Here is an 18,978-nt window from a genome sequence, read left to right on the forward strand (position 1 = left end):
CTGGTTCGGCACGGGAGCGCAAGCGGCTCAGGGGGAACCTGAGATCCTTACCACATTCACCCCTAATGGGGTTATTTCCGGCAAATGGCAATTGATCAGTCGGAATGCGTCGCCGCCGTCCTCCACCGGCTGTTCGGGGCTGGCCCGATCGTGGGAGCGTCCGGACGGTGTCACATTGGGTGTCGACTGGGTTCTGTGCCCGGAGCCTGTCATGCGGGAGATGGCCCAGGTCGATGCCCGCCTGCGAGCCGTGCAACCACAGGCATGGCTCGATCGGGGCGTTTTGGAGAATCACGCGGATCTCGTGGCGCCTCTTGATCGCGATCGTCTGGCCCGGACCTGGATTCAGGGGCGTTACCGGCTCGTCGTGGCCGCGAAATGCGGCGCCCTGGCCGTCGAGGACTGTGTACGGCTCACCGGTGCGGCCACTGTCCACATATCCCGGCGCATTCCCCTGGGTACCGTGGTCGCCGCACCTGCCGCTTCTCCTGGGATTCCGCTGTCGCTGCCGCCGCTCACCGGCTTGGTTCCTGGGCTGATCACGGTGTGGTTGTTGTTCGTGGGTATCCGGATGTGGGCACAGCGAGCAAGCCGCGAGGCTTTTCGCGTCGGGGTCGACGACGGCAGGCTCCGTAACGTCGATGCGAGCGCTCGGCGCCTGCGAAGCCGGAACAGAGGTCGTCGCTGGGGGCAGATCCTCATCGGGCTGTGCCTGATCACCGTCCTGGGAGAGATCCTGCTGGTGGCCCGGGAGGCCAGGGTGGACGTCGCCGGTCTCCTGACGGGGGTGGTTCTCGGCGCGGGCGGACTCCTGGTGCTGCGCCGTTGCGCGCACCCTTCGCTGACCGCGACGTGGTTGTTCCGTCATCGACGACGGATCGCCTCTCCGAGCCTGCGCCGCGTCGCGTCGGTGTCGCTCAGTATGATCCTCGGCATCCTCGTTACCGCGCTGCCGTTCGCCGGACTGATCGGAGTGCTCCTCATCAGCTTGGTCGAACCGGTGCAAGCCGTTGGGCGGTTTGTGGCTTATGGAGTGGTCCTTGCGGTCATGGCGGGGTTCCTTCTCGATCGTGCCGCGCAACGATTACGTGCTCGCAACACCCACGAGGTCTTGAAGTCGGATGACCGACCGCATTTTCTGTACTTGCGAAATTTCGGCGACGACGCGATGACGGTCCCAGTGAGCGGGCTGGCCAGAAGGGGGCCGTGGCAGATCTTGACCGGTTGGGTGAACCCCACCAGAACGGCCAGATTCGAGGAGACTCTGGCCAGAGCCCTGTCTCGCTATGGACCGGTCATCGCCGTGGACCCTCCGGGAAGCCGACTGCCGAAGCTGGGCGCGGCCAAGACGACGCTGCCGCACAACGATTGGCAGAACCAGGTGGAGAAATGGGCGGCGAACGCCTATGGCGTCGTGGTCTCAGGGACGCCCGCCGAGATCAATCCCGGTCTGAAATGGGAACTGCAGATGATCGCGGAGCACTTGCCGCACGACAGAATCCTCCTGGTTCTCGGCTCGTGGCGGAAGATCGAGCTCTACCACCGGTTCGCGGCCTTTCTCGGTGAAGTGTCGAAGTACAAAGTCTTCCGCTCCCTGGCCGACGGGTGGGTCACCGACGGAGTACTGATTCTGGCGCGCCTTCCTGCTCCGGGTGACGGTTCTTGGTGCGGCTGGGGCGCGACCTCTCGCACCGCATGGTCGTACACCGCGGCCATCGACGAGGCTTTCGCCTTGCTCGACTCACACTGGAGCAAGGCGCACCGGGCCGGCACCACGGATAACGGATATTCACCATGAGGCGCGCACTGCTGACAGGCATCGATCATTACGAGAACATGGAAGATCTCGCGGGCTGCGGAAATGACGCGACGGCGTTACATACCCTTCTCTCGCGTAACGAGGACAACTCGCCCAACATGAGCTGCCGGATGCTGGTGAGCGGAGCCCAGCGGCCCGTCACGCGGGATCAACTGCTCACCAATCTCGAGTCGCTGCTCGCCCCAGGCTCGGACCTCGCGCTCTTCTACTTCGCCGGTCATGGCCAGGCCGCGAGCAATGACGTCACCCTCGTGACCTCGGACGGCGCGGGACTGACGTGGGGAGTCCGCTTCGTCGAGATCCTGGAACAGATCCGGGCGTCCAAGGTCAACGAGACCATCGTCATCCTCGACTGCTGCTTCGCGGGTGCCGCGGGCGGGCTGGCCTTTCTCACCGAGAGCCTGTCGGCCATACCGACGGGCGTGTCCATTCTCGCCGCGACCCGGCACGATCAGCCGAGCCTGGAGACGGCCGCGGGCCGCGGCCAATTCTCCACCTACCTGGAGGGCGGTCTGGACGGCGGCGCCGCGGACGTCCTCGGACATGTGAACGTGGCAGGCCTGTACGCCTACCTGTCCGAATCGTTCGGATCCTGGGAGCAGCGACCGGCTTTCAAAGCCAACATCGATCGCCTGCACGACGTCCGGCTCTGCGAACCGAGCGTTCCTCCCTCGATCCTGCGCCGGCTGCCCGTCTGGTTCCCGGAGCCGAACGGGCGGCTCCCCCTCGATCCCAGCTACGAACCCGACGCGGAGCCTCATGAACCCGTGCACGAGGAGATCTTCGCTCAGCTCCAGAAATGCCGCGCGGCCAAGCTGGTCGAACCGGTAGGGACCGAGCACATGTATTACGCCGCCATGCACGGACACGGCTGCCGCCTCACGCCGCTGGGCCGACATTACTGGAGCATGGCCAAGGCCGGACGCATATGACGGTCCTGGTGGGTGACCGGTGGGCGGTCGGCTCGTGGACGTGGTGGACTGGGACGAGGTTCCGCATGACCTGGACCAGGGCGGGGACCGGGCGGATGGCAGGACCGATGAAGCCGAAATGAAGCAGTGGCATGCGAGACTCTGGCCACTTGGTCGCTCCGAGACGCTCAACGCGGCGGTCGTGGCCTTCAGGCACGGAAAGGAATGACGGCCGATGAGTCTTCTCAAGGATCGGGTGGCCCTGGTCACCGGCAGCTCGCGGGGGATCGGCGCGGCCATCGCGGTCACGTTCGCACAGGCCGGCGCCCGGGTCGCGCTGCACGGCCGGGACGAAGCCGCGCTCGCCGCGGTTCAAGCTCGCATCGCCGGCCTCGGCGGCGAGGCCACCAGCGTGACGGGCGATGTCACCGTCGCCGCCGACCTCGCCCTGATCCGCGAGCAGATCCTCGACCGCTACGGCCACCTCGACGTGCTGGTCGCCAACGCCGGCAGCTCGGACAGCCGCCCGACGCCCATCGAAGACATCACGGAGGAGAGCTGGCGAGCCGACGTCGACCGGAACCTGACCGGGACTTTCCTGACCGTGAAGACGTTCCTGCCCGACATGAAGCAGCGCCGTACCGGCAACATCATCACCCTGTCCTCCGCGGCGGGGCGCAAGCCGAGCGAACGGACGATTGTCGCGTACGCCGCGGCGAAGGCCGGTGTACAGGTCTTCACCCAGGATCTGGCCGCCCAGGTGGGCCCGTTCGGCATCCGCGCCAACTGCCTCGCCCCTGAGACGGTCCTCACCGAGACGAACCAACAGTGGATACCGGCCGACGTCCAGCGCTCGCTCGCCGACGCGCACCCGCTGCGGCGGCTCGGCACCCCCGAAGACGTCGCCCGGGCGGCGTTGTTCCTGGCATCCGACGACTCGAGCTGGATCACCGGCGTCATCATCGACATCGCCGGTGGCGCGGTGCTGGTGTGAGGGCGCCTTCCATCGCGAGCCGGTACGTGTGATCACCGGGTGACGCCCACATCGCGATCCGCCGGCCGATGGTGATGGACGTGTGACAAGACGCAGCGTGATCAGGCAGCGGGCACTGGTCGTCGCTTTCTCCCTGGGGACACTGACCGTGTCCGGGGTGGAGCCACGTTGCGCGGCCAGAATCAGGTGAGCGTGATGTGGACGTCGTGGTGCCCGGTGAGGGTGGCTGACACCAGATCCACCTCGCGCCCGTCGAGGCGGACACTTCCCACCGCCGTGCCGCCCCCTGACACCGTGATGTGCAGGGTCATGTCGCGGTAGCGCAGGCCGTTCAGTGTGGCGTCGCTCCAGTGCGCGGGTACGGCGGGGGAGAAGCGCATCCCTCCTGGCTCGAGCCTGATCCCGAACAGGCCGTGGTGGACCAGGCCGAGCATGGTCGTGGCGGACCAGGTCTGATCGGGCTCCGACGGCCACGGCCTGCCCTGCTGCCAGCCGCCGTCGGGCGTGCCGGTGATCGCGTTGTAGACCTCGGACAGTCCGTCGCCGCCGAACAGGCCGGCCAGGTCGTCCAGCGTTTCGAGGAACCGGTCCACGTGGCCGCTTCTCGCCATCGCGTCACCCCACACGCCCATCACCATCGGCCAGCAGATCGCGTTGTGGCGGCCGGGGCGCGCGGGGCCGTAACGGTCGAAGTGCGGCCACACGTTGACCACACCGCGAGGCTCCCGGTGCGTGTTCGCCGCGATCAGGGCGGCCCGCCGCTCGTCCGCCACGCCGAACAAGATCGCCATGGCCAGCCCTGACGCTTCCTGATGCGGATCCAGGCGGCCGTCCTCGTGCAGGAAGTAACCGTAGAGGCCGGCGTCCTCGCGCCACAGCCACTGGTTCACCGCGGCACTCGTGGCGTCGGCGCGCGCCAGGTGAGGTCGCTCGTCGTCCCCCAGCGCGGCCGCCATCCGGGCGAGCGCTCGATGCGCCCCGACGTAGACGGCGTTCGTGGACAGGCACATGATCGAGTGCGACTGGGGGTAGTCGAGCACGAAGCTGGAATCGATGTCAGGATCGTTGGGCGGCTCCGGGTAGCCGGAGATGCCGTCCTGCATGACGGCGCCGCCGCGATAGAGCCCGTACCTGCCGTCGAGTCGCTCCTTGTCCAGGATCTCCATCGTCGCCATGGCGATCGGGTACGCGCGCGCCAGAAAGTCCTCGTCGCCCGTCACCAGCACGTGGTTCCAGGCGGCGACGGCCCAGATGATCTGGTCCCACCACTGGTCGTCCTGCTGGACGAGCCTTCCTCCGGTGACGGCCAGGAGAGTGTCGCGTGCGGCGTCCGGCGACAGGAGGCTGGCCGCGTACCAGGCGTTGATCGAGGCGTCCCTGGTCCAGGGAGCCGGGTAGCCGCCGCCGGCGCGGATGATCCCGCCGACCGTGTTGATGTCGAGCAGGTTGTGCAGTGCGGCCTCGTAGACCGCCATGAGATCGGGCTGGGGGCAGGTCAGCACGGTCCTGTGAGCCATTCCCAGAGGATATCCATGACGCTTGTGCCGCCGATCGGCGATGGGAGACCAGGTCGAGATCTCCGGCGCCGAGGTGTCGATTTCCCGCCTCGTCGTTCGTCTTACTGCGTGACCATCAGGTAATGCCGAGGAGGAATCGATGAAGTACGCCATGCTGATCTATCAGGGCGCCGCGCTCGAGCGGCGGGCCGCGCTCCCCGAGGAGGAGCGGAAGCAGGTCCAGGCCGACTACCAAGGGATCACTGAGACGCCGGGCGTCACCCCCGGGCTGCCGATGGGCCTGCCCGGGAACGCGACCACCGTGCGGGTCGAAGGCGGCAAGACCCTGACGACCGACGGTCCCTTCGTCGGGATGAAGGAGGCCGTCGGCGGCTGGTTCATCCTTGAGGCCGACGACCTCGACGCGGCCATCGAGGTGGCCGCCCGCCACCCTGCGGCGCGCTACGGTGGCGCCATCGAGATCCGCCCCTCGGAGGTGTATTGGTAACGACGCTCGGACAGGTCTTCCGCGAGGAATGGGGCCGCGTCCTGGCCACCCTGATCGGCTTCCTCGGCGACTTCGACCTCGCCGAGGAAGCCGCGCAGGAGGCGTTCGCGACGGCCGCGGACCGATGGCCGCGCGACGGCGTCCCCAGTAACCCGCGCGCCTGGTTGATGAGGACGGCTCGGAACCGAGCGACGGATCGTATCCGCCGCGACCGCGCTCTCGCGACCAAGCTCGGCCTGCTCGTCGCGGGCGATCGTACTGAGGTGCCGATGAAGACCACCACGTTCCCTGACGAGCGCCTGGAGCTCATCTTCACCTGCTGTCACCCGGCGCTCGCGGTCGAGGCGCAGGTCGCGCTCACCCTGCGCACTCTCGGCGGGCTCAGCACCGACGAGATCGCCCGTGCCTTCCTGGTACCGGAGCGCACGATGGCGCAGCGGCTGGTGCGGGCCAAGCGCAAGATCAAGGCTGCCGGGATCCCGTTTCGCGTGCCACCGGTTCACCTGCTCCGCGAGCGAATCGACGCCGTTCTCGCCGTCGTGTACCTGATCTTCAATGAGGGCTACGGCGGTCGTGAAGAGCTGGCGGCGGAGGCACTGTGGCTGGGGCGCGCGCTGGCCCAGCTGCTTCCGGACCAGCCCGAGGTGCACGGGCTGCTGGCGATGATGCTCCTGCACGACTCCCGTCGCGAGGCGCGCTTCAACGACGGGGAGCTTGTGCTGCTCGGCGATCAGGACCGGTCACGGTGGAACACCGAGCAGATCGCCGCCGGCCGCGCCGAGCTCGACCGCGCGCTCGCCCTGCGCGGCCGCGGGCCCTATGTCCTGCAGGCCGCCATCGCTTCGTTGCACGCCGACGTGCCGTGCGACTGGCCGCAGATCGCCGCGCTGTACGGCGAGCTCACCCGCCTGACCGGCTCGCCCGTCGTGGAGCTCAACCGCGCCATCGCCGTCGCCGAGGCCGAGGGCCCCGAGGCCGGCCTGCGCATCGTCGACCGACTTGGCCTCGACGACTTCCGCTACCTGCATGCGACCAGGGCCGAACTCCTGCGACGTCTCGGGCGGACCGACGAGGCGCGCGACGCCTATCTCCGTGCGAGACAACTCACCGCCGACGGCGCCGAACAGCGCTTCCTCGAACGCCGGCTGACGGAACTCGCAGGCGAGCGCCGGGCGCTCCGGGAAGCGGGCATGGATCTCCCTCGCAGCAGTACGAGATCGCCGTAGGCGGGCCTGAGCTCAGAAATCGTTGTCCCAGGTCGGGGCGGTGTCGCGGGCGATGCGGATGTCGTCGTTGGACGCCCCGGCCGCGATCATCGGCCAGACCATCTCCTGCTGGTTCACGCGGAAGTCGATGACGACGGGGACGTCGTTGATCTCCATGGCTTTGCGGATGGTCGCATCGAGGTCCTCGGCCTTGTCGCAGCGCAGGCCGACGCAGCCGTACGCCTCGCCCAGAGCGGCGAAGTCCGGCAGCTGAGGGGTGCTGCAGTCGACACCGAAGTGACGGTCGTCGAAGAACAGGGACTGGAGCTGGCGGACCATGCCCAGGCCGGAGTTGTTGATGACCGCGACCTTGATGGCGATGCCCTCGATGGTGCAGGTGGCCAGGGTACGGCAGGTCATCTGGAAGCAGCCGTCACCGTCGATGGCCCACACGATGGTGTCGGGCTGGGCCAGCTTGGCGCCCATCGCGGCGGGCAGCGCGTACCCCATGGTGCCCGCGCCGCCGGAGTTCAGGAACGATCGGGGCCGCTCGAGGGGGAGGTAGTGGGCGGCCCACATCTGGTGCTGCCCGACGCCGGAGACGTAGAGCGCGTCGGGGCCGGCGAGTTGCCCGATCCGCTCGATGACCTGCTGCGGCGCCAGCGAGCCGTCAGCGGGCCGGTCGTAGGTCATCGGGTGGGCGGCGCGCAACGTCTCGATGGTGGCCCACCAGGGTGCGGAGGGCGGCCAGGGGGTGGGGCCGCCGAGTTGGTGGACCGCGTCCGTCAGGCCGGTCAGGACGTCGCGGGCGTCGCCGACGATGGAGATGTCCACCGCGCGGTTCTTGCCGATCTCGGCCGGGTCGATGTCGGCGTGCACGATCTTCGCGTGCCGGGCGAAGGTCTTCGGGTCGCCCGTGACGCGGTCGTCGAAGCGGGCCCCGACCGCGAGGACGAGGTCGGCCTGTTGCAACGCGGTGACCGCGGGCACGGTGCCGTGCATGCCCGGCATGCCCAGGTTCTGCGGGTGGCTGCGCGGGAACGCGCCGCGGGCCATCAGCGTGGTGACCACGGGGATGCCCGTGAGTTCGGCGAAGGTCATCAGCTCGCCGGCCGCGTCGGCTTTGATGATCCCGCCGCCGGCGTACAGGACCGGCCGTTTCGCCGCGCGCAGGGCGGTCGCCGCCTGCGTGAGGCTGCGCGGGTGCGGGCGCGGCGTCTGGGGCACTCCGGGCAGGTTGATCCGCTCGGGGCGCACGTAGGGCGCGTGTTCCTGCAGGACATCCTTGGGAATGTCGACCAGGACCGGGCCGGGGCGGCCGGTGGTGGCGACGTGGAAGGCCTCCGCGATCGCCCGCGGGATGTCCTCCGCCGCGCGCACCAGCCAGTTGTGCTTGGTGATGCCCTGCGTGATGCCGCAGATGTCGGCCTCCTGGAAGGCGTCGGTGCCCAGCATGGGGCGGGCCACCTGGCCTGTCACCGCCACCACCGGCACCGAATCCATCGCGGCGTCGCACAGCGGCGTCACCAGGTTCGTCGCACCGGGCCCTGACGTCGCCATGCACACCCCGGGCCGGCCCGTCGCGGTGGCGTAGCCGGCCGCCGCGTGCCCGGCGTCCTGCTCGTGCCGCACCAGAATGTGGCGCAACTTCGTGGAGTCCATCAGCGGGTCGTAGGCGGGCAGGATCGTCCCGCCCGGCAACCCGAACAAGATCTCCACGCCTGCTTCTTCCAGGGCCTGAACCAGGATCTGGGCACCCGTCATCGTCTCTGTCACAGCGTCTTCCTCATGTGCAGGTGGTGAGCGCGCGCCCGCACCAGCCCGATGGGCTCGCGGACGTCGCGTCGCTTGATTCGGACGGCTCTCACCACTTCGAGAAGTGGTGGATCGCGTACGGATCGAGCGACGCGATGGAGAGCCGGAGCAGACAACCGCACGAGGATCCACTCGAAGCAGTAACAACGGAACCAGCCCGCACCCCGCGATATCAGGGCATGCCAGGCTTATCCGCAGATTCCGTACCCCCCACTATAGGCGCCCGTGATCGCCGCGCGAAGCCGGGGTGACCGCGACGGTCGTTGCGCCGGTCAGCCCTTGGTCGCGCCCGCGGTGAGACCGGAGACCACGTACTTCTGCACGAACAGGGCGATCACCAGGATCGGCAGGGTGACCACGGTGGTCGCGGCCATCAGGCCGCCCCAGTCGATGCTGGCGTAACCGACGAAGTCGAAGATCGCCACGGGCAGGGTCTTGGTGTCCGCGTCGGACAGCACCAGCGCGAACATGAAGTTGTTCCAGGAGAAGATGAAGGACAGGATTCCCGCGGTGGCGATGCCCGGCACGGACAGCGGCAGCGTGATCCGCCGGAACGCGCCGACGTGGGTCAGCCCGTCGACCAGCGCCGCCTCCTCGAGCTCCTCGGGCAGGCTGTCGAAGTAGCCCATCATGATGTAGACCACCAGCGGCAGCGACACGAACATGTGGCTGATGATCAGCACCCCGAAGCCTCCGACCATCTTCAGGTTGGAGAAGACGTAGTACCAGGGCACCAGGAGCGAGACGCCGGGGATGACCCGCGCCATCAGCACCACCAGAGCGGACTTCTTCATGTTGAACCGGCTCATCGAGTACGCGGCCGGCACGCCGAGGACGAGCGAGGCCACGGTGGCGGCGAACGCCACCCAGAGGCTGTTGACGATGAACTCGACGTAGTTCGCCTGCTGGAGCACCTTGGCGTAGTTGGCCAGGGTGGGGGCGAAGGCCAGCGCCTTGCCGGGGTCGTAGATGTCGACGTTGGTCTTGAACGACGCGGCGATCATCCAGACCAGCGGCGCGACCAGCGCGACCACCACGACGGTGAGCGCCACCCTCCGGAAGATCCGGTACGCGGGCTGGGGCCTCATCGCTGCGCCTCCTTGCGCCGGGCGGTCAGGGCCCACATAGCCCCGATGATGATCAGGAAGAAGAGGATGAGAACGGTGGAGGAGACGCCGTACTCGTTGTAGTCGAAGCTGAGGCCGTAGGCGTACACGTTGAGCGTCTCCACCTCGTGGAACGAGCCGCCGCCGCGGCCCTTCGTGGCGTAGAGGATGTCGAAGGTCTTCAGCGCGTCGATGCCGCGCAACAGGATCGCCACGGTCAGCGTGGGCATCAGCAGCGGCAGGGTGACGTGCCGGAACCGCTGCCAGGTGCTGGCGCCGTCGATGCGCGCCGCCTCCTGCGGCTCCTCCGACAGCGAGGTGAGCCCGGCGAGCAGGATCAGCACCACCATCGGCGTCCACTGCCACACGTCGATGAAGATCGTGGTGGGCAGGGCCGAGTGCTGGCCGGCCAGCCAGGGCTGCGGCCCGATGCCGAACCAGCCGAGCATCTGGTTGGCCAGGCCGATGTTCGGGTCGAAGATGAGCCGCCACATCATGCCGACCGCGACCGGAGTGGCCACCAGCGGCAGCAGGATGGCGACCCGGACCCACCTCTCACCCTTGAACGGCCGCCACAGCAGCAGCGCGACCGCCATCCCGATGACCACCTCGAACAGCAGCGCCACGACGGTGAACGTGGCGGTCCGCCCGACGGCGGGCCAGAACCGCTCGGTGTCGGTGAGGACGTCGAGGTAGTTCTGGAGGCCCACGAACTCGCTCTCCGCGCGGACGGACCCCTCGGCGTCGGTCAGGCTGAGGTAGCCGGTCCAGGCCAGGGGGAACACGAGCAGCGCGGCCACGAACGTCATCGCGGGCGCGGCGAAGAGCCATTTGCGGTGGGCGTCCACCCAGCGCGCCCAGCCGGGCGTGGCGGGGGCGCTGCGCGGCGCCTCGGTGGTGATCGTTGACATGGGATCTCCAGAAAGGGGCGGGCCTGCGAGGTGCGCGGGTGACGGGCGGCCGGCCACCCGTCACCCCGCTTACCTGGCCTCGTCGTCCAGGAACTTCTGGAACGCGGTGTTGGCGGTGCCGGCGGCCGCCGCGGCGTCCTTGCCGGTGATCGCGTCCACGATCGGCTGGCCGACGATCTCGCGCGACTCGGCGACCTTCACGACCACCGGCCGGTCATGCCCCACCCCGGTCTTGGTGCTGGCCGCGATGGCGTCCGCCAGGTCCTTCGGGAAGGTCGAGATGCCCTCGGGATTGGCCCAGACGGAGCTGCGAGCACCCGGAACGCCGGACTTCTGCTGGGCGAGCGTCTGCTCCTTGCCGGTGGCCCACTCGATGAACTTCCAGGCGTTGCCGGCGTTCTCGGAGCTGGAGTTGATGCCCAGCGCCCACGACGGGATGTTGTACGGCTTGGAACCGGCCGGGCCGGCCGGGAACGGCGCGAAGCCGACCTGGTCCGCGACCTTGGACTTGGCCGGGTCGGTGGCGTTCTTGTAGAGGGAGTTCGCCTCGGTGTAGAAGGCGGCCTTGCCCTGGGTGAAGATGGCCATCGCCTCGGGCCAGCCCATGTCGGTGCTGACGTTCGCCGGGCCGGAGTCCTTGATCAGCCCGCCGTAGAAGGCGTACGCCTGCTTGGCCGCGTCGCTGCCGACCGCCGCCTTGCCGCCGCCGTCCACGAAGTCGCCGCCGAAGCTGTACAGGAAGCTGGAGAACTGGGTGACCGCCGCGGACTTGCCGGTGCGGGCGACGAAGCCGGCGACGTCCGGCTCGGCCGCCTTGACCTTGGCGGCGGCGGCCTTCAGCTCGTCGAGGGTCTTCGGCGGGGCGTCCAGGCCGGCCTTCTCCAGCAGGTCCTTGCGGTAATAGAGGACTTCCTGCTCGGTGATGATCGGGACGCCGACCGGCTTGCCCTCGTACGCGGTGGCCTCCAGCGAGCCGGCCTGGAAGTCGCCGAAGTCCCAGTTCGCGTTGGCCTTCACCTGGGTGGACAGGTCGGCCAGGTACTTGTTCTTGGCGAAGAGCTTCCCCTCCTGCAGAGGGCGGTACATCATCACGTCGATGTCGGACGAGCCGGCGTTCAGCTTGACGTTGTACTGGTCGGAGAGCTGGTCCTCGCCGAGCTGGGTGACCTCGACCTTGAGCCCGGTCTGCTTCTCGAACTCGGGCAGCGCCTTCTTGATGTTGTCCGTCCACACGTGGTTGGCCAGCGTGACCCGGACCGTGGTGGACGCGCTGTCGCCGTCGCCGCCGCCGCAGGCGGACAGGCTCATGGCCACAACCACGGCCAGAGATGTACCGATTACCGATCGATGCCGCACGTCATCTCGCCTTTCTGTCATGGTCGCCGCCCCCGGTAGAGCGCCACACTCCCGTAACATCTGTTTAATGCCGGGATGCTAGGACAAAAAAGCTGATTTATTCAAGTATCGTCTTTCAATTGATATGCTTTATTCGTGATCCAGTCCTCCCCCCGGGGCGCATCCACCCCACACGTCACCGCCGGGGCTGGGCTGCACGCTCGCGTCCTCGACCACCTCGGCACCGTCATCTGCAACGGCGACATGGCCGCCGGCTCCGTCCTCAGCATCGAAGACCTGGTCGACCGCTACCAGGTCTCCCGCTCGGTGATCCGCGAAGTGCTGCGGGTGCTCGCCTCCATGGGGCTCGTCGAGACCCGGCGCCGGGTCGGGATCATGATCCAGCCCGCCGGGGCGTGGAAGGTCTTCGACCCGCAGGTGATCCGGTGGCGGCTCGCCTCGGGCGGGCGGATGGCGCAGCTGCGCTCGATCACCGAGCTGCGGACGGCGATCGAGCCGTACGCGGCCTGGCTGGCCGCCGAGCGCGTCGACGACGACGAGGCGAGCGAGTTAGTGGGACTCGCGGCCAAGATGTGGGCCGCGGGGAAGGCGGGTGACGAGGCGCGCTTCCTCGACCTGGACATCGACTTCCACCGGCGGGTGCTGGCCGCCTCCGGCAACGAGATGTTCGAAGAGCTTCAGCTGATCGTCGCCGAGGTGCTCGCCGGCCGTCACCACTACCACCTGATGCCTCACTACCCCGACGAGCGGGCGCTGCGGCTGCACACCGACGTGGCACAGGCGATCCAGCGGCGCGACGGCGAGCGGGCCAGGCGCGCCATGGTGGGAATCATGGAACAGGGGTTCGCCGAGATGAAGTCGATGTGGGAGCGGGCCGCCGAGCCGGGCGGCCCGTCCTAGGGAGCGGGCCTCGGGCGGTCAGTTGTGCCGTCCCCACCCTCTCCTCCGCCGCCTTCTGCGCCTTGGGAGTGGGCGCGTCGTCCGCGGAGCCTCCTCGACCGAACCAGCCCCTGGCCTCCAGACGCCGGCCGCCGCGAGGTGCGGGGCCTTCCATCGACGGCCCTCGCCCGACGGGAGCCCGGCCGCCTGCCCCGGCATAGGGCGGTCGTTGCCGCTCCGCTGCCACTGGCCGGCGAGCGCCGTGCCGCCGTCACCGCGGTAGGCCTGCTGGGTCCGCCGCATCGTGGACTCGGCGTCCGGGGCGTCTTCAGGATCGGCCGCTCACCAGGTCGTGTGCGGCCTGGTTGAAGGCACGGACGCGGGCGGTGGCCCCGTCCGCGCGCCAGTGCAGGCCCCATCGCAGCGGCGGTGCGTCGCTGAAGGGGATGTAGGCGACGTCGGGGCGGGCGTAGTAGCGCCTGCTCTGCGCGCCGACGGGGAAGACGCCCTGGCCGGCGCCGATGAGCGTGAGCATCTCGTTGAACGTCGCGGTCGCGGGGCCGTGCTCGATCGGCCGCCCGCTGGGGGTGGTGCGGGGTGTGCGGTCCTCGCGCAGAGAGTCCGGCACGGTGTCGGGCAACTGCAGCACCCTCACCCTGGCCAGGTCCTCCAGGGAGACCGACGTCCGGCGGGCGAAGGGGTGCTGGGAGGGGACGGCGAGCATGCGCGTCTCGCTCACCAGGACGGGGCCGGAGACGATGCCGGGCTGGTCCACGGGGAAGGTGGCCAGCCCGATGTCGATCTCGCCGTCGTACAGCAAGGGGAACACCTCGGCCATCTGCGCCTCGCGGAGCCGTACCTCGCAGCCGGGCTCGCGGGCGCGGAACAGTTCGGTGGTGCCGATCAGCAGTTGCCCGGCCGCCGCGCCGACGAAGGCGACGCGTAGCGTGCCGGTGAGGCCGCGGCCGGTGTCGATGGCCCGTTCGAACGCGGTGGCGATCTGGGTCCAGGCGGGCCGGACCTCCTCATAGAGCTGCCGGCCCACCGTGGACAGCTCCACCCGGCGGCTGGTGCGGTTGAACAGCGGCACCCCGACCCGGCGCTCCAGCTTGGCGATGGTCTGGCTGACCCGGGAGGTGGAGACGCGCAGGTGTTCGGCGGTGCGGCCGAAATGCAGCTCCTCGGCCAGGGTGAGGAAGGCCTCCAGTTCGTGCCGTTCCAGCATGACGCTTCTCCACATCGTTAATCCAGACTTCACGATCCTTGCACAGACCCGCGTTGATACGCCCCGCGCCCCGGCCGAGAGTAGAGGAACTCAAACACCCCACCTGACATGGGAGTACACGATGTACGTCACCGACGAGCAGGCCCTGTCCGCTCCGGCCGCCGGCACCGAAGCGGCCGTCCGGGAACTGCGGGACCGCACGGAGATCATCGACGCGCTGTACCGGTTCGGCCTGGGACAGGATCTGAAGGACAGGGAACTGTTCGCCTCCGCCTTCGCCGCCGACGCCGAGCTGGACTTCGGTCCGGCGGCGGCCAAGTGGGGAGGCAAGCCGCCGCTGCTGGCCGGGCGGGACACGATCGTCACTACCATCCTGGGCATGTTCGCCGGCCGGGTGGACACCACCCACCAGGTCACCAACCCGCGCGTCGCCGTCGACGGGGACACCGCGCGCCTCACCGCGCTGGTGGAGGCCCAGCACCTGCTCACCACCGGCCACGCCACCTTCGCCCTGCTGAAGAACCCCTACGACGTCGACCTGATCCGCGACGGGGACCGCTGGGTGATCCGCCATCTCCGCATCGACAACGCCTGGTACACCGGCGACCCCGCCGCCATCTTCGCCGGTTGAGGCCGGGCCGGCGACCACGAAACCCTAAGGAGATCAAGATGAACGAACTGCTCGCCCTCGTACGGGGACGGGTTCTGCTGCCCGGGGACGACGGCTTCGACCAGGCCCGCCGGCCCTGGAACCTGGCCGTCGAACAGGCCGTGCCCGCGGTGGTCGAGGCGGCCGACGACGCCGACGTCGCAGCCCTGGTCCGCTACGCCCGCGCCCGCGGCCTGAGGGTGTCGGCCCAGCCCAGCGGCCACGGCGCCACCGGCGACCTGGACGGCGCGATCCTGCTGCGCACCGGCCTGCTGGACGAGGTGTCCGTGGATCCCGTCGCCCGCACCGCGCGCGTCGGCGCAGGCGTGCGCTGGGGCCGGATCCAGCGGGCCGCGGCCGGGCACGGCCTGACGGGGCTTCCCGGCAGCTCTCCCGTGGTGAGCGTGACCGGTTACACCCTGGGCGGTGGACTCAGCTGGTTCTCCCGCGCCTACGGCTGGGCGGCCGACAGTGTCACCGCCTTCGAGGTCGTCGGCGCCGACGGCGCCCAGGCCCGGGTGACCGCCGGCTCCGACCCCGACCTGTTCTGGGCCCTGCGCGGCGGAGGTGGCGACTTCGCCCTGGTCACCGCGCTGGAGTTCGGCCTGCACCCCGCCCCCGCCCTCTACGGCGGGCGGATGTCGTGGACCGCCGACCGGGCCGCCGACGTCCTGGACGCCTTCCGGGAGATCACCGCCGCGGCCCCCGACCGGCTCACCGTCTGGTTCGACCTGCTGAACTTCCCCGCGAGCCCGCCGATGGTCGCCGTGGACGCCACCTACCTGGGCGACCCGGCCGAGGGCCGCGCCCTCCTCCGGCCGCTGGAGCGCCTCGGCGCGGCGTCGTCCGACAGCCGTGGTGCGATGCCGCTCGCCGACCTCGGCTCCATCACCGCCGAACCCACCACACCCGGCCCCGGCCTGTCCCACGGCGACCTGCTCACCGCACTGGACGACCTCACGGCCAAGTCTCTCCTGGCCACACCGATCGACCCGCTGCTCAGCGTGCAGATCCGGCACCTCGGCGGCGCCCTGGCCCGCCCCTCCGACAGCCCGCACGGGCCTCTCGCCGAACCGTACGCCCTCTACCTGTTCGGAGTGCCGACCACCCCGGATGCCGCCACGGCCATCCAGGCCAGGCAGCGGCGGCTCCTCCAGGACCTCGCGCCCGCGATCAGCGGACGCAAGCCGTTCACCTATCTCAAGCCGGCGGAATCCGTGACCGCCGCCTTCGCCCCCGACGTCGTGGCCCGCCTGCGCGACATCAAGCTCCGCCGTGACCCGAACGGCACGATCCGGAGCAACTTCCCCGTCACCACCTGACCGCTCCGGATCACGGCTGGTGACGTCGCGGGTGTGAGGCGCAGGAAATCTCCAGGCCATATTTGCCGACAAAGGCGCTATTTAAGGCAACAAGTGCTTAATTATGCCGAAATCGGGCTTCGTATCCTGGATACAAAGTCCTGGAACTGCGAAAACACCCCAGAGGTGGTCGATGTACCCCACCTTCCAGCACGTCTGCGACCAGCTTCTCGAAGCGACCCGCGCCGACCGGATCACCCTGCGCCTCGACGGCGACGGACTGCACGTCGACCTCCCCGCCGCCGAGGCGCGCCGTACCGGCGTGCGGTCTTTACTCGGCGAGGCCGGCCTCGACCAGCGGGCGCTGGCCACCGTCAGGTGGCTTGACGCCGAACGCCGCCTCCTCGTCCAGCCCGGGTTCACCGGCGACCCGATGCCGCCGCAGGAGCTGATCGACGTGTACGGCGTGCGCGCCCAGATGCTCGGCCCCCTGGTCAAGGACGGCGAGATGTACGGCTGGCTGTCGGTGCACAGCCTCACCCCGCGCGAGTGGACGGCCGGTGACCAGGCGGCACTGGCTCAGGCGATCGAGGAGCTCTCATGAGCGAGAAGGACATCCAGATCTGCATCGGCGTCGACGTGGACGCCGTCGCCGGCTGGCTCGGCTCGTACGGCGGGCAGGACTCGCCCAACGACATCCAGCGCGGCGTGTTCGCCGGCGAGGTCGGCGCACCCAGGATGTTGCGGCTGTTCGACCGCTACGACATCCCGACCACCTGGTTCATCCCCGGTCACTCGATCGAGACCTTCCCCGCGCAGATGGCCGATGTGGCGGCCGCCGGGCACGAGATCGGCGCTCACGGCTACTGCCACGAGAACCCGGTGCAACTGACCCCCGCGCAGGAACGCGACGTGTTGCTCAAGAGCGTCGACCTGGTGGAGAAACTGTCAGGGGCGCGCCCGCGCGGCTATGTCGCCCCGTGGTGGGAGATGAGCGAGCACACCGCCGCGCTGCTGCTGGAGAACGGGTTCACCTACGACCACTCGCAGAACTACAACGACTTCCACCCCTTCTACGCCCGCGTCGGCGACGCCTGGACGAAGATCGACTTCGCCGAACGGGCCGAGCACTGGATGCGGCCGCTCCAGCACGGGCACGAGGTGGACCTGGTGGAGTTCTGCGGCAACTGGTACGTGGACGACCTGCCGCCGATGATGTTCAACAAGCACGCGGCCAACAGCCATGGATTCGTCAGCCCGTACGACATCGAGCGGCTGTGGAACGACCAGTTCGACTGGGTCCACCGTGAGTACGACTACGCCGTCTTCCCCGTCACCCTGCACCCGGACGTGTCCGGCCGCCCGCAGGTCCTGCTGATGCTCGAACGGCTCCTCGACTACTGGCGGAGCAAGCCTGGCGTGCGATTCGTGACCTTCGAGCAGGCCGCCGCCGACTTCCGCGCCCGCTATCCCTTCGACCGGGCAGAACGCCCTCAGCCCTAGGAGCACCCCGATGGCCCGATCCCTCCGCAGGGTGGTCGGCGCGAGCCTCGCAGGCACCACGCTGGAGTGGTACGACCACTTCATCTACGGCTCGGCCGCCGCCCTCGTCTTCCCCCGGCTGTTCTTCCCCGACGCCGACCCCTTCGCCGCCACGCTGCTGTCCCTGGTGACGTACTCGGTCGCGTTCGTCACCCGCCCGCTCGGCGCCGCCCTCTTCGGTCACCTCGGCGACAGGCACGGGCGCAAGTCGGTGCTGGTCGTGACGCTCGTGCTGATGGGCGCGGCCACCGCGCTGATCGGCCTGCTGCCCACCTACACCCAGGTGGGCGTGCTCGCCCCGCTCCTGCTCGCGCTGCTCCGCTTCATCCAGGGCATCGGCCTGGGCGGCGAGTGGGGCGGCGCCGCCCTGCTGGTCGGCGAGCACGGCGACGGGCGGCGGCGCGGCGTCCTCGGCGCGCTCGTCCAGATCGCGAGCCCGCTCGGCCTGCTGCTGGCCAACGGGGTGTTCTCCCTCACCACCTGGCTGATCGCGGAGGACGCGTTCTTCGCGTGGGGCTGGCGGGTGCCGTTCCTGGCCAGCGCGCTGCTCGTCGCGCTCGGCCTGTGGATCAGGCTCCAGGTGAGCGAGTCGCCGCTGTTCGCCGAGATGGAGCCCGAGCCGCGCACCCCGCTGCGCGAGGTCGTCACCGACCACCGCCGCAACCTCCTGCTCGCCATCGGCTCGCGCGTCGGCAGCGACACGGCGTTCTACGTCTGCAACATCCTCATCCTCGTGTACGGCACGTCGCTCGGGATCGAACGCCAGCTCCTGCTCAACGCCGTGCTCTGCGGTGCGGTGACCCAGGCGGCCGCCATTCCGTGGTTCGGCCACCTGGCCGACAGGTACGGCCGCCGCCCGGTGCTCATGGGCGGTGCGATCGCCGCGGCGGTCTGGGTGTTCGCGTTCTTCCCGATGCTGGGCGGCGGCTCGACTGCCCTCGTGCTGCTCGCGCCGATGCTGGGCAACTTCTGCATCGCCGCGATGTGGGCGCCGCTCGCGGCGTACGTGCCCGAGCTGTTCCCGACCAGGGTGCGGTACACGGGCGCCGGGCTCGGCTTCCAGTCGGCCGGGATCTTCGGCGGTGCGCTCGCCCCGATCATCTGCACCTACCTGCTCAGCGCGTTCGGCACCTGGATCCCGGTCGCCGTCTACCTGACCGCCCTGCTCGCGCTGCTCGTCGCCTGCGTACGCGCCGCACGCGAGACCGCCCACGTCGAGCTGCGCGCCATCGACGAGCCCGCGCACGCGTAGAAGGAACAG

At 69.2% G+C, this 18,978-nt stretch carries 17 protein-coding genes; 11 read left to right on the forward strand and 6 right to left on the reverse strand.

Going from position 1 to position 18,978, the window contains the following annotated elements; translation table 11 throughout:
* The first annotated feature begins 211 nt into the window (after window positions 1–211).
* From ACFPZ3_RS62105 to ACFPZ3_RS62115, 3 genes are all read left to right on the forward strand, one after another.
* Window positions 212–1,798: a hypothetical protein gene (locus tag ACFPZ3_RS62105; RefSeq protein ID WP_379523822.1), complete on the forward strand. Its 1,587-nt coding sequence runs from the start codon at window positions 212–214 to the stop codon at window positions 1,796–1,798.
* Window positions 1,795–2,751, forward strand: coding sequence for a caspase family protein (locus tag ACFPZ3_RS62110; RefSeq protein ID WP_379523823.1), 957 nt, complete (start codon window positions 1,795–1,797; stop codon window positions 2,749–2,751). Before ACFPZ3_RS62105 ends, ACFPZ3_RS62110 begins: the two co-directional genes overlap by 4 nt.
* A gap of 214 nt (window positions 2,752–2,965) precedes the next feature.
* On the forward strand, window positions 2,966–3,724 hold the full coding sequence (locus ACFPZ3_RS62115) for an SDR family NAD(P)-dependent oxidoreductase (RefSeq protein WP_379523824.1): 759 nt from the start codon (window positions 2,966–2,968) through the stop codon (window positions 3,722–3,724).
* Window positions 3,725–3,906: 182 nt separating this feature from the next.
* Here ACFPZ3_RS62115 and ACFPZ3_RS62120 read toward each other — a convergent pair whose 3' ends face one another.
* Window positions 3,907–5,241 (reverse strand): MGH1-like glycoside hydrolase domain-containing protein, encoded by a 1,335-nt coding sequence (locus ACFPZ3_RS62120; RefSeq protein WP_379523825.1) that lies wholly within the window; start codon window positions 5,239–5,241, stop codon window positions 3,907–3,909.
* Between the two features lie 139 nt (window positions 5,242–5,380).
* Here ACFPZ3_RS62120 and ACFPZ3_RS62125 point away from each other — a divergent pair, with 139 nt between their 5' ends.
* Window positions 5,381–5,728, forward strand: coding sequence for a YciI family protein (locus ACFPZ3_RS62125; RefSeq protein ID WP_379523826.1), 348 nt, complete (start codon window positions 5,381–5,383; stop codon window positions 5,726–5,728).
* The gene (locus tag ACFPZ3_RS62130; protein ID WP_379523827.1) at window positions 5,722–6,954 is read left to right on the forward strand and encodes an RNA polymerase sigma factor; all 1,233 of its coding nucleotides are present in this window, start codon (window positions 5,722–5,724) and stop codon (window positions 6,952–6,954) included. The genes ACFPZ3_RS62125 and ACFPZ3_RS62130 overlap by 7 nt, the downstream gene beginning before the upstream one ends.
* A gap of 12 nt (window positions 6,955–6,966) precedes the next feature.
* Here the strand turns inward: ACFPZ3_RS62130 and ACFPZ3_RS62135 are convergent, their stop codons facing one another.
* From ACFPZ3_RS62135 to ACFPZ3_RS62150, 4 genes are all read right to left on the reverse strand, one after another.
* Window positions 6,967–8,880, reverse strand: a complete 1,914-nt coding sequence (locus ACFPZ3_RS62135) for an acetolactate synthase large subunit (protein WP_379523828.1) — start codon at window positions 8,878–8,880, stop codon at window positions 6,967–6,969.
* A gap of 140 nt (window positions 8,881–9,020) precedes the next feature.
* Window positions 9,021–9,836 (reverse strand): carbohydrate ABC transporter permease, encoded by an 816-nt coding sequence (locus ACFPZ3_RS62140; RefSeq protein ID WP_379523829.1) that lies wholly within the window; start codon window positions 9,834–9,836, stop codon window positions 9,021–9,023.
* Window positions 9,833–10,765: a carbohydrate ABC transporter permease gene (locus tag ACFPZ3_RS62145; RefSeq protein WP_379523830.1), complete on the reverse strand. Its 933-nt coding sequence runs from the start codon at window positions 10,763–10,765 to the stop codon at window positions 9,833–9,835. The genes ACFPZ3_RS62140 and ACFPZ3_RS62145 overlap by 4 nt, the downstream gene beginning before the upstream one ends.
* Before the next feature lie 69 nt (window positions 10,766–10,834).
* Entirely contained in the window at window positions 10,835–12,073 is a 1,239-nt protein-coding gene (locus ACFPZ3_RS62150) for an ABC transporter substrate-binding protein (protein WP_379523831.1), read from the reverse strand.
* Window positions 12,074–12,256: 183 nt separating this feature from the next.
* On the opposite strand from ACFPZ3_RS62150, the gene ACFPZ3_RS62155 reads away from it, so the two are divergent.
* The gene (locus ACFPZ3_RS62155) at window positions 12,257–13,021 is read left to right on the forward strand and encodes a FadR/GntR family transcriptional regulator (protein WP_379523832.1); all 765 of its coding nucleotides are present in this window, start codon (window positions 12,257–12,259) and stop codon (window positions 13,019–13,021) included.
* Window positions 13,022–13,328: 307 nt separating this feature from the next.
* On the opposite strand, the gene ACFPZ3_RS62160 is transcribed toward ACFPZ3_RS62155, so the two are convergent.
* Window positions 13,329–14,225, reverse strand: coding sequence for a LysR family transcriptional regulator (locus tag ACFPZ3_RS62160; RefSeq protein WP_379523833.1), 897 nt, complete (start codon window positions 14,223–14,225; stop codon window positions 13,329–13,331).
* Between the two features lie 121 nt (window positions 14,226–14,346).
* Between ACFPZ3_RS62160 and ACFPZ3_RS62165 the strand changes: the two genes are divergently transcribed.
* The 5 genes from ACFPZ3_RS62165 (at window position 14,347) to ACFPZ3_RS62185 (ending at window position 18,969) form a co-directional block, all read left to right on the forward strand.
* Entirely contained in the window at window positions 14,347–14,856 is a 510-nt protein-coding gene (locus ACFPZ3_RS62165) for a nuclear transport factor 2 family protein (RefSeq protein WP_379523834.1), read from the forward strand.
* A 38-nt stretch (window positions 14,857–14,894) separates the two neighbouring features.
* Window positions 14,895–16,196 carry an FAD-binding oxidoreductase gene (locus ACFPZ3_RS62170; protein WP_379523835.1) on the forward strand — a complete coding sequence of 434 codons (1,302 nt, stop codon included), beginning with the start codon at window positions 14,895–14,897 and terminating at the stop codon, window positions 16,194–16,196.
* A gap of 172 nt (window positions 16,197–16,368) precedes the next feature.
* Window positions 16,369–16,779 carry a GAF domain-containing protein gene (locus ACFPZ3_RS62175; RefSeq protein ID WP_379523836.1) on the forward strand — a complete coding sequence of 137 codons (411 nt, stop codon included), beginning with the start codon at window positions 16,369–16,371 and terminating at the stop codon, window positions 16,777–16,779.
* Window positions 16,776–17,678, forward strand: coding sequence for a polysaccharide deacetylase family protein (locus ACFPZ3_RS62180; RefSeq protein ID WP_379523837.1), 903 nt, complete (start codon window positions 16,776–16,778; stop codon window positions 17,676–17,678). Before ACFPZ3_RS62175 ends, ACFPZ3_RS62180 begins: the two co-directional genes overlap by 4 nt.
* 10 nt (window positions 17,679–17,688) lie before the next feature.
* Window positions 17,689–18,969 carry an MFS transporter gene (locus ACFPZ3_RS62185; protein WP_379523838.1) on the forward strand — a complete coding sequence of 427 codons (1,281 nt, stop codon included), beginning with the start codon at window positions 17,689–17,691 and terminating at the stop codon, window positions 18,967–18,969.
* The last annotated feature ends 9 nt before the right edge of the window (window positions 18,970–18,978 follow it).

The organism is Nonomuraea insulae, from assembly GCF_042656245.1.